The sequence below is a fragment of the Jejuia spongiicola genome (assembly GCF_023502325.1).
Classification (GTDB): Bacteria; Bacteroidota; Bacteroidia; order Flavobacteriales; family Flavobacteriaceae; genus Wocania_A; species Wocania_A spongiicola.
In genome coordinates this window covers 54603-66631 of the sequence record NZ_JAMFLZ010000005.1, presented here as the reverse complement: position 1 = coordinate 66631, position 12029 = coordinate 54603, and the positions used below count along the sequence as shown (strand labels likewise).

Annotated in this window: 5 protein-coding genes and 1 other RNA gene; 4 read left to right on the top strand and 2 right to left on the bottom strand. The window is 33.4% G+C overall.

The window, feature by feature from the left end:
• Window positions 1–22 precede the first annotated feature (22 nt).
• Together M3P09_RS12645 and M3P09_RS12640 are read left to right on the top strand one after the other, a co-directional pair.
• Window positions 23–8251, top strand: a complete 8229-nt coding sequence (locus M3P09_RS12645) for a T9SS type B sorting domain-containing protein (RefSeq protein ID WP_249973420.1) — start codon at window positions 23–25, stop codon at window positions 8249–8251.
• A gap of 20 nt (window positions 8252–8271) precedes the next feature.
• Complete coding sequence (locus M3P09_RS12640) at window positions 8272–9255, top strand: PorP/SprF family type IX secretion system membrane protein (RefSeq protein WP_099563103.1); 984 nt, start codon at window positions 8272–8274, stop codon at window positions 9253–9255.
• A gap of 197 nt (window positions 9256–9452) precedes the next feature.
• On the opposite strand, the gene M3P09_RS12635 is transcribed toward M3P09_RS12640, so the two are convergent.
• Window positions 9453–9671 (bottom strand): GntT/GntP/DsdX family permease, encoded by a 219-nt coding sequence (locus tag M3P09_RS12635; RefSeq protein ID WP_249973528.1) that lies wholly within the window; start codon window positions 9669–9671, stop codon window positions 9453–9455.
• Window positions 9672–9914: 243 nt separating this feature from the next.
• Window positions 9915–10949, bottom strand: a complete 1035-nt coding sequence (locus M3P09_RS12630) for a glutaminyl-peptide cyclotransferase (protein ID WP_249973419.1) — start codon at window positions 10947–10949, stop codon at window positions 9915–9917.
• Window positions 10950–11037: 88 nt separating this feature from the next.
• Here M3P09_RS12630 and ffs point away from each other — a divergent pair.
• Window positions 11038–11136: signal recognition particle sRNA small type (ffs, locus tag M3P09_RS12625), an RNA gene on the top strand.
• 62 nt (window positions 11137–11198) lie between these two features.
• Window positions 11199–12002 (top strand): SDR family oxidoreductase, encoded by an 804-nt coding sequence (locus tag M3P09_RS12620; protein WP_249973418.1) that lies wholly within the window; start codon window positions 11199–11201, stop codon window positions 12000–12002.
• Window positions 12003–12029: the final 27 nt, after the last annotated feature.

Below are 12029 nucleotides of genomic sequence, written 5' to 3'. Positions count from 1 at the left end.
AGAAAAGCTAAACTAATCGACTATGAAAAAAACTACTTATGTAAGCATTGGACTTGTTGTTTTATTTCTCTTGGTGAGTCTTCATGCTTTTTCTCAAAACTTTGTACCATTTACTCCTAGGTTTAATCAGGATTTAAAAGGCGATATAGTTTTAATTGGTAATAATATTTTGGGGCCAGACAATAATGCCTTTAATGATAATACCGTATATAACCATAATGTTGATATGCGGTATATTGATATAGATGGAGATGCGTCAACATTTAGTTCTTCTAGCGCAGACTTAGTAATTTCAGACCCTAATTGTTATAGAATTATTCATGCAGGATTATATTGGGGAGCAGTTACAAATGGAGCAGCACCTATTACAAACGTTAAATTTAGAGGCCCCACTGGAGGCTATAATGATATTGTAGGAACAGTTGTATTCGATGCCAACGGAACTTCTGTAGATGGTGGTGATAGTTTTCCTTATGCTTGCTATGCAGACGTTACAAGTATTGTTACAAGTTTAGGAACAGATTTAGGAACTTATACTGTAGCTAATGTTTCTAGTGCAGAGGGGCAAACAGATTCTTATAGTCCATATAATGGTACAGGGCATTCAGCAGGATGGTCTTTGTTTATTGTTTATGAGAATCCTACATTACCAGGGAAATCAATTACAAGCTTTGATGGTTTTAGCGCTATAAGTGTTCCTGGCGGAAATCCAGCATTAGATATTCCAGTTTCTGGATTTAGAACTGTACCAGCACCAGCTCCAGTTAGAGCAAATTTTGCATTTGCAACTTTAGAAGGTGATAGTCCAATTTTGGGAGATCAGTTATTACTTAATGGCGTAAATCTTTCAACAACTGATAGACCAGCAACTAACTTTTTTAATAGCTCAGTTACCCAATTAAGTGCAACTCCAGTAAACAATAGAAACCCAAATAGTACCAATACTTTAGGATTTGATACAGGTGTAATGGTAGTTCCTAACCCAGGAAATACAGTTATTGCTAATGATGCTACATCTGGAACAGTTCGTTTAGAAACTAGTGGAGATACTTATTTTCCTTATTTCTATGCCTTAGCGGTAGATATTATTGAACCAAATATTGTACTTACTAAAATTGTTGAAGATGCTTTAGGAAATGATATTGGTGGCCAATTAGTAGCACTTGGGGATGAATTAAATTACGTTATTGGTTTTCAAAACACAGGTAATGATGATGCAACAAATCTTACTATTAGAGATATACTCCCTATAAATATAGTTTTTAATTATCCTACTGATTTAGATGTTTTACCACCAGGAGTTACGGTGCAAAGCTACAATCCGGTTACAAGAGAAATAATTTTTAATGTTGATAATTCTGTTGTAGAAGAAAATGACCCTGTACAAGAAATTCGTTTTAAAGTAACTGTTGTTCAAACCTGTAGTTTATTAAATGATGCTTGTGATAATATTATAAGTAATCAGGCTTTTGCAACATATAACGGAACGCTAAATCCAACATTTACCATATCAGATGATCCAAGTTTTAATACTAATGCAGGTTGTTTACTAAATCCTTCTGCTACAAACTTTTTAGCAGATATTGACTGTACATTTATTGAAGATGTTATCCTTTGTGGAGCAAGTACAGTACTAACTGCTGGCGATGGTTATGATTCCTATTCTTGGTCTACAAGCCCTACCGGAACACCAGTAATAGGAACAACACAATCCATTACAGTAACCGCAGTAGGAACATATTATGTTCGAAATACTGCTACAGCTCCTTGTCAATCAATAAATCAAGAATTTAATGTTGTTACTTTTGGGGCAGGAGTTACAAACCCATTAATTCCTTTTGCAGACCAAGTAGTTATTTGCCCAAATGATGGTAAAGAACTGCCTAATTTTTTCTTATGTGGAGGAGGAGATACAAGATATATTCAAACCAATATAACAGATACATCATCTATAATTTGGGAAAGACTTGATGAGACAAGTTGTGCAGCTGTTGTAGACCAAGATTGTGCTAATGAAGACCCAGGATGCGTTTGGAATCAAGTTGAAACCGGCCCTAATTATTTAATCGATACGGCTGGTCAATATAGATTAACCTTAAATTATACAGGAGGTTGCTTTAATCAATTCTATTTTAATGTTTATACCAATTTACTAGTTCCTACAGTTACATCTAGAGATATTTACTGTACTACACCAGGAGAGATTGTTGTAGGAGGTGTGCCTAGTGGATATGAGTATAGTATTGATGGTACTAACTATCAAGCGAGTAATGTGTTTTCAATTACTTCGCCTAATATTTATAGTGTTTATGTAAGACAAATTGGTGTTACTCCTAATCCTTGTATATTTTCTGTTCCAGATGTTCAAATACGAGAAAGAGATTTTACAGTTTCAACAATTATTACCCAACCTTATTGTAATGGCGAATTAGGTAGTGTGGTATTAGCTGCAAATGATGTACGTCCTCAATATTTCTTTTCAATTTATGATGGGGCTACTTTAGTAAATAGTGTAGGACCTATAAATGATAATAATTATACATTTTCAAATTTAAACCCTGGAACTTACACAGTAAATGTATCAACTGAAGACGGCTGTACTTATTCTGGAAATATTGATATTATTAACCCTCCTTTATTAGAAGCAACTTCGGCATTAACAAAACCATTAACCTGTACAGATGGCGAAATTACTGTTTATCCAGTAGGAGGTACACCACCATATTTCTATTTTGTAAATAGTACTACGGTTTTTCAAACGACACCAATAATAAATGTACCCAACGCAGGAGTTTATAATATTACTGTTGTAGATTCTAATAATTGTTCTGCAGATACATCGATAACAGTTGATGCCACCCCATCACCAGATTTTAATGTTACTAAAACAGATATTCTGTGTTCAGATGATGGTAACGTAGGTGCAATAAATATTAATGTCACTAATCCAAATGGGAATACTTTAGAATACAGTATTGATAACGGTGCGACATTTTTTAATTCGCCTGTATTTACTGGACTTGCAGCAGGAGATTATAATGTGGTGGTACAATATACTTTTGGAACAGAGGTGTGTGTTACAACTCCGCAGCTTGTATCTATTATAGCTACTACTGCAATTTCGGGAACAGCGACATTAACAACACCTTATACTTGTATAACTAATGGTGTTATAACAGTTTCTGGAGTTTCTGGCGGAAACCCACCATATGCTTACAGTATTGATGGATTTAATTTTCAACTAGGAACAACATTTTCTGGATTAACAGATGGAACTTATACAGTAACTATTAGAGATGCAAATAATTGTACTTTTGTTACTGCACCAATAACTATTGATCCACTAAATCCACCAACAGATTTAGCGTTTAGTAATACACCTTTAAGTTGCCCTACTGTTACAACTGATATTACAATTACAGGAACTACTGGTGGCACATTGCCATTAGAGTATCAAATAATTGCTCCAGCTGCTTCAGCTACAGCATATCAACCTTCTAATGTGTTTTTAGGGTTATCACCAGACACTTATACATTTCAAGTAAGAGATGCAAATGATTGTGTATACATTGAATCTTATACTATTGCTCCATTACCACCAATTGCAGTAAGCACAGTTTTAACTAAAGATATAGATTGTACAGCATCACCAGATGCTTCAATTGCTGGAACAATTTCTGGAGGGGTTTCACCATTTACCTATGCTGTTTCATTTAATGGCGGAGCTTATACTTCTTTAGGTGTAACAGGTACCCCATTTACTTATACAACGGCTACAGATGGTACATATCAATTTGAGGTAACCGATGCCAATGGATGTACAGCCGTGTCTAATGTACAAACTATAAATGCTATAACATTACCAGAAATTATTTCGGTAGTGCAAACGCAACCTATTTTATGTAATGGAGATTCTAATGCTGCTATTCAAATAACAATTAATAATTCAGTTGGAACACCTCCTTTTGTAATTAACGTTAATAACGATACAACAGCTACAGATTACGGTACACAAACTAGTGGTTTACCAGCAGGGACGTACACGATTACATTAACAGATTCTAAATCTTGTACAGATACTGAAACCATTACTATTACAGAACCTAGTCCGATTACTTTTGATTTAACAAAGGTAGATATTACTTGTAATAATCCAGGAGGTTCTAGTTTAGGTTCAATTACTGTTGAAAACGTTGCAGGAGGAACTGCACCTTTTACATATCATATTACCAATAACTTTAATGATGTTATTCCTGGTAACCCATATTCAGCTATATCAAATGAAGATCATACATTCAATATTATCAATTTTGGTACTTATACAATAAATGTAGTTGATGCTAATGGTTGTAGTTTTTCTCAGCAAATAGTTATTGCATCACCACCATCAGATTTGTTAATTGATGTTACTACCGTTGTACCAGATTGTACGTCAGGTGGTACAGCTACTGTAGAAGCAATATCTGCTGTAGGTAGTGGTAGTTATGAGTTTGGTATTTTAGAATTTAATTTTGCGCCTTATACATCAACTTTTTTCCCTTCGGATGTAGGTTTTCCAAATAGAAGAACATTTACAAATCTAATACCAGGAGTTGTTTACACTTTTGTAGTGCACGATCTTGTAACAGATTGTTACTATGTTAAATCTGCTGATGCACCAATAGATCCAGCTTCAACTTTAACATCATCAGTTGTTCCTAATAATGTAGTTTGTATAGGTGAAAACAATGGTAGTGTAACATTTACTATTGATAACTTTGATAGTACAACGACATCAGTTGATTATGCTATTTATACAGCGTTTACAAATGTATTAGTAGATGGACCAACAAATTTGCCGGTTACTTTTGGGACTCCAGAAACGGTAACAACACCGTCACCTGGAACGCTAGCTGTAGGACAATATTATATTGTTTTTACTGAAAACGGAACAGGTTCATTCAATGGCTGTCAATCTGCAACGGCAATTTTTGAAATTACAGAATCTGCTATAGATTTAGATATAACTGCTACGGTTGATAAAAACGCAAATTGTAATCCAAACTCTGGATTAATTAGTGCTATTGCCACAAATGGTACAGCACCATATTTATATCAAATTACTACATCAGCAGTTCCACCATTAGCTACAGATCCTTCATGGGCATCTGCAAGTACTTTCAATGTTGATGCTAATAGTTATTATGTACATGTTATTGATGCTAATGGTTGTATTAAATCGACCCCGGTTTTAGTTTTACCAGCAGACCCTGAACCAATTATAACAGCATTAGTTACTAATCAATGTACAGCTACAGAAGGTAATTTTGAAATTGATGTTGCATTAACAACAGCAGGTATTGCACCATATAGTTATAGTATAGATGGCGGTGCATTTCAAATACGTACAGCACCATTTACCATATCAAATTTATCATCTGGAGTGCACACTGTTGAAATTCAAGATATAAACGGTTGCGGAAATTTAGTAACTGTAACTATAGAAGCACCAATAGACTTAATTCCTTCAGTAACAGCATTAGCTACTTGTAATGACGATGATGGAGAAATTACTGTAACTGGCTCAGGAGGTACAGGAATATATACATATACTATTAGTCCTAACCCTGCATCAATTAGTTTAAGTACTAACGTGTTTTCGGGTGTACCGTCTGGTACATATACTGTAACAATAACTGATACTAATACATTATGTTCTGAAGATGCAATTATAGTTGTTCCTACAACAGCGCTTCCAACAATCTCAACAACACCAGCTCCAGTAACCTGTTTTGGTGATAATGATGGCTCATTTGAATTAAATGTGAGTGGTTATTCAGGTCCATACAATTATGAAGTATTTGATAGTTCCAGCACTTCTGTTTTTGGTGTTGTAGCTGCTAATACATCAACAAACCCTCAACCAGTTACAGGATTACTTGCAGGTAGTTATTCTATTGTTATTACAGAAACTGCTAGCCCGTTTTGTTCCAACACTGGAAGCGTTATTATTCCTTCTCCATCTGAAGCCTTATCGGTTGTTGCTACTGAGACTTCAAATGTGACTTGTGATAATAACAGCGGAACAATTACTGCTGTTGCGAGTGGCGGTTGGGGAACTTATGAATATGAGTTAACAGGAGCGGCAACAGTTGCATACTCACCAAGCGGTACGTTTATTAATTTATCAGCAGGTATCTATACAGTAAATGTTAGAGATGCTGGTGGATGTATAGCATCCGATGGAACAACATTAGTTATTCCGCCTCCAATTACGGCTACAGCTACTGCAAATACACCGTTATTGTCTTGTTTTGGAGACACTAATGCTTCAATAACAGTAAATGCTGTGAGTGGAGGGCAAGGGAGCAACTATTCGTATACATTAAATATGACTTCTCCAACAACTAGTACGTCTGGTCCTCAACCATCAAATGTATTTAATGGGTTAGGAGCAGGAACTTATAATATTGTTGTTACTGATGGTTATAATTGTATATACACTTCAGCCGATGTTGTTATTACAGAACCAACTGAAATACAACCAAGCTTGGTTGTTGCTACAACACCAACTTGTACTACAGATGCGACCCTTACTTTAAGTGCAACTGGCGGAACAGGAACTTACGAGTATAGTAATTCTGCTACTTTTGCAACTGTTTTAGGTTCTTTTGCTACATCTACAACTATTACTGGTGTTACACCAGGTACATATATGTATTATGTAAGAGATACTAATGGTTGTATATCTAGTGTTTCTAATGAAATTACAATAGATCCATTACCAACATTAATGGTTAGTTTAGATACTACTAATGCTTCAATTAATTGTGCTGGAGATAGTACAGGTGTTATTATAGCAACTGCTGAAGGAGGTTTAGGTAGCTATGTTTATACATTACAAGATGGTTCAGGAACAGATATTGCTCCTGCACCAATACAAAGTAGCCCAGGAGTATTTACTGATTTACCAATTGGTACCTATCAAGTACAGGTAGATAGCGGTGATTGCTTATCTACAAGTGCTCAAGCAACAATTACAGAACCAGCAGCACCATTAATTGTAAACTTTAGGGTTACTGATGTTACTTGTACTGGAAGTAATGATGGCGTAATGGAAATTACTGCTTCTGGGGGGACAGGAGTTATAAAATATGCTATTTCACCTCAATTAAATCAGTTTTTTGATACTCCTATTTTTGAAGATTTAGCACCAGGAACTTATCAAGCTATTGCTCAAGATGAATTAGGTTGTTTTGTTCTTTTAGATTTTATTATCGATCAACCAACTCCAGTAACACTAACTATTGTTCCAAACTCAATTATTCCAGAAGTTTGTAATGGTGATTTAGACGGTGAGTTTAGTATTGAAATTTCTGGAGGAAATTTACCTTACAGTGTTAGTTTAGATGATATTAATGGTACATATACAACTGGTACTTTAACACAAACTCAATTCGATTTTACAGGATTAGCAGGTGGCGACCATGTAGTTTATGTACGTGATGCTCAAGGTTGTGAATCTGAATGGAACATTACATTTCCACCATCAGTATTAATAGACCCTATGGTAGAAGTAGACTATGGATGTACAAACAATTTATCAACCAACACAGTTACTGTAACGGTTGATGCTAGTGTAAATCCATCAGATTTAGACTATTCATTAAATGGAGGGGCATACCAAACGAGTAATGTATTTATAGATGTGCCGCCAGGATTAAATCATTTTATAGATGTAAGGCATACAAATGGATGTATTAAAAGAACTGATACTTTTGATATTATTGCTTACGAACCATTAGTGTTAGTTTTAGAAGATGGAGCATTAAACGAAATAGTTGCTGTAGCTTCTGGAGGCTCTGGAGATTATGAATATACACTAAATGGTGTGTCTTACGGAAGCACTAATACTTTCCTTATTTATGCGTCTGGCGATTACACAGTAACAGTAACAGATAGTAATGGTTGTGTTGCAATTGCTACTAGATATTTTGAATATATAGATGTGTGTATCCCTAATTATTTTACTCCTAATAATGATGGTGTTCTAGATGGATGGGGGCCTGGTTGTACAGATCAGTATAGAGATATGACGTTTGATATTTTTGATAGATATGGTCGTAAAATAGCAACTTTAAGGGTTGGACAAAAATGGGATGGCAAATACAATGGCAAAGAACTTCCTACTGGTGATTACTGGTATGTAGTAAGGTTAAACGATAATCTGGACGATCGTGAGTTTGTTGGTCACTTTACATTGTACAGATAAAACCCTCAAAAAAAATTAAAATGAAAAAACTAATCATATATATTCTTTTTATAACTGTAACATTTAGTTATAGCCAAGAATTAAACTTACCTGTTTTTACGCAGTATTTAGCAGATAACGAATTTGTTATATCTCCAGCTTATGCAGGTATTGGTGATAATTTAAAAATTAGAGCTAACGGATTGACCCAATGGGTTGGCATAAAAGGAGCTCCAGATAATCAATCCATTTATGGCGATTTCAGGATTGCTGACCGATCTGGTATTGGAGTCTCACTTTATAATGATAGAAACGGAAATACAATTCAAACGGGTGCTAAATTTTCATTTGCACATCATCTAGTTTTAGATTATTACACAAAACAATATTTATCATTTGGTATTTCGTATAATCTAAATAATTTCAGAATTGATATAAATAATTTCAATACAGGTTACGAAAACCCAATAATAGACCCTTTTGTTACTGATGATAGACGAACTTCAAATCATAACTTTGATGTGAGTGCGCTTTACAGATATAAAGGATTCTTTGTAAGCTTTAATGCTAATAATATATTAGATAAAGATTTTGATAGTTCTATAAGAAAATTAGAACCTAATTTGCTTTCTAATTACCAAATATATTCCGGTTTTACTTTTAGAGGCCCTAAAAAAAGTGGTTTAGAATATGAACCTTCTATCTTTTACCAATTGTTTAGTAGTGATAAGCGTTCTGCTACCGACTTTAATTTTAAATTTAGAAAGTATAACAAAAATGATGATTATTATTGGGCAGGTATATCTTACCGCTTTCTCAATGATCAATTTTTTAAACCTCTTAATATAGGTCCGATGGCTGGTTTTAAAAAGAGACAGTTTTATTTTGGTTATGCTTACCAAGTAACTATTAACGATTTGTCAAGGTTTAATTCAGGAACGCATGTTGTTACCATAGGAATAGACTTTTTACAAGGTATAAGTAATTGCCCTTGTACACAAAGTGCAGTACGTAAGTCATTTTAATAGTTTTTTACTAAACTTTGAGAATTATAATTTAAAGCCATCAATCTTTATTGAAGTAATTTCTATAGTTGCATTTGCAACAGGGTTGTAATTCACAAAATTGAATTTACATAAATTGCTAATGCTTAATAAATTACCATTTAATTTTCCGTCTAACCTAAAGTCTGTCCAAGGAATATTTACAGTAGTAAATTCTTCTAGAGAAGCTTGTAAATCAACTCTAGTGTGTGAGCCTCCGTGTATAGAACCAGTTTCCCTAGCATAGCACCTAAACCAAGAAACATGACCAAAAAACCAAGAGTATTACCAATTCCTGTTTGGACGGATTGAATAATTTGTTCTAATCCCACACCTTGAAGGATATCTACAAAGAGACAGACTATAATAAATGAAATGAAAGCATTAAGTTTGGATATGGCAATTAAAAAGAATAATAAAACTATTCCAAGAATAACAATGGTTAAGGTATATATAAGAATTTGTTTCTTTAGTTAATGCAAAAAATATAGCTAATACTAAATAACCTTACTATAAATATATTAAAATAAAACATGCTTAAAGGTATTATATAGATATATAAGGTTTGTAGTAAAGTAATAAATTATTTCTGCAGTCGGCAAGAAACTATAGCTAAACAGAAGTTTTTGATATAGCGAAGATTACTTTTCAACAATTTCAACCTCAAATAATTTATCCCAACGTTTACCTGTTACAAATATGGTTTTAGTTTTTGGGTTGTAAGCAATACCATTTAAAACATCTAGTTTTTCATGTTGGGTTACTTTTTCTTTTAATGAAGAAAAATCAATAACACCAACTACTGCACCATTTTTTGGGTTTATAATTGCTACTCCATTTTTTTGATAAATGTTTGCATAAATTTGCCCATTAATCCATTCCAATTCATTAATCCGTCCAATTTTACCTTTATTTGTAAACACTTGAATATAATTTTGTTCAGCTAAGGTTTCAGGATTTAAAAGCCATATTCTTTCAGTGCCATCACTTTTATAAATAGTATTTGCATTGTTACATAATCCCCAACCTTCTTTACTATTGCCATAGCTAAAGCTACTTAGTTTATCAAAAGTGTTTACATCATAAACAAACCCAGTACCTCTTTGCCATGTAAGTTGATAAATTTTATTATTTAAAATTGTTAAGCCTTCTCCAAAATATTCGTTAGCTAAATTTATGTTTTTTATAACCTCTCCTGTTTTATAATCAAGCTTTCTGAGTTTAGACTCTTTATATTGACCAGTACTTTCATAAATAGTGTCGTTAAAAAATTCTATTCCTTGTGTATACGAAGTAATATCGTGTGGATACTCATTAATAATATTAAACTTATAAATTTTAGGTGTTTGGTTATTTAAAATAGTAATGCTAGTGTTAACGGTTTGCTTTTCATTATCGAAATATACCGTAGCTTCAATGATGTGTTTCCCTAGTTTATGGTTATTTAATGTTTGCTTTTCGGCAATTTTGACCCCATTTAAAGTATATGTAACAGAATCTATAGTGTGATTTTTTTTGTTTTCTAAAGAAAGATCTAGGGTTTTGGATATAGAAATATTCCCCTTCTCAGCATTAGTTTTAATAGTAAAATCATTTTTTTTTTGACCAGAATTTGAACCGCAAGAAATAATAAATAAACCTAAAAATATGATTGTGAGAGCTTTGAAAGTATTCATTTTGTACTATAAATTTCGAGCAAGATATTTATTTAAAAACAGTTTAAAAAATTATTGTGAAAATTTTAAAAGGTTGTATCTTTGCAGCAGGCAAGTCCTACACAACCAGCTCCTATTGAATCCTCCAGGGCGGGAACGCAGCAAAGGTAAATGGTCGTAGCGGTGTGATGTAGGTAGCTTGCCTTTTTTTGTGCCTTTTTGTTTGGTAAATCTTCATATCTTTAATTTTTTAAATTTTATATAAAAATAATGTCTAAAGTTGTTTTAATAACAGGTGGATCTACTGGAATAGGAAAATCTGTTGGTGAATATTTAATCCAAAAAGGTTTTGTGGTTTATGGAACCAGTAGAAACCCAAATAATTATAAAAATAGTGAATTCCCTATACTGCAATTGGACGTTAAAAAGGTAGATACTATTAATAAAACGGTAAACACTATTATTAGTGCCGAAGGCAAATTAGATATACTTATTAATAATGCTGGTGCAGGAATTACTGGGCCTATAGAAGAAACACCAGAAATAGAAATTAAAGCCAATTTTGAAACTAACTTTTTTGGGCCTATAAATGTTATTAAAGCAGTTTTGCCGCAAATGCGTAAGCAACAAAAGGGTTTAATAATAAATGTAACATCAATTGCTGGTTATATGGGTTTGCCTTATCGTGGTATTTATAGTGCGAGTAAAGGTTCTTTAGAACTTTTAACTGAAGCGTTTAGAATGGAGTTAAAGGCATTTAATATTGATATGACTAATGTGGCACCGGGTGATTTTGCTACTAATATTGCTGCTGGCCGATATCATGCTCCATTGTTAGAAAATTCTCCATATAAAACTTCTTACGGAAAAACTTTAGATTTAATGAACGAGCACGTTGATTCGGGTAGCAACCCTAATATGATGGCTGAAGCAATTTATAAAATCATTATTACGAAAAAACCAAAAGGGCATTATAAAGTAGGGGAGTTTATGCAAAAGTTTTCTATTGTTCTTAAAAGAATACTTCCTGATAGAATTTATGAAAAGCTATTAATGAAACATTATAAGCTTTAATATTTTTGGCATATTAGTTGATACTGA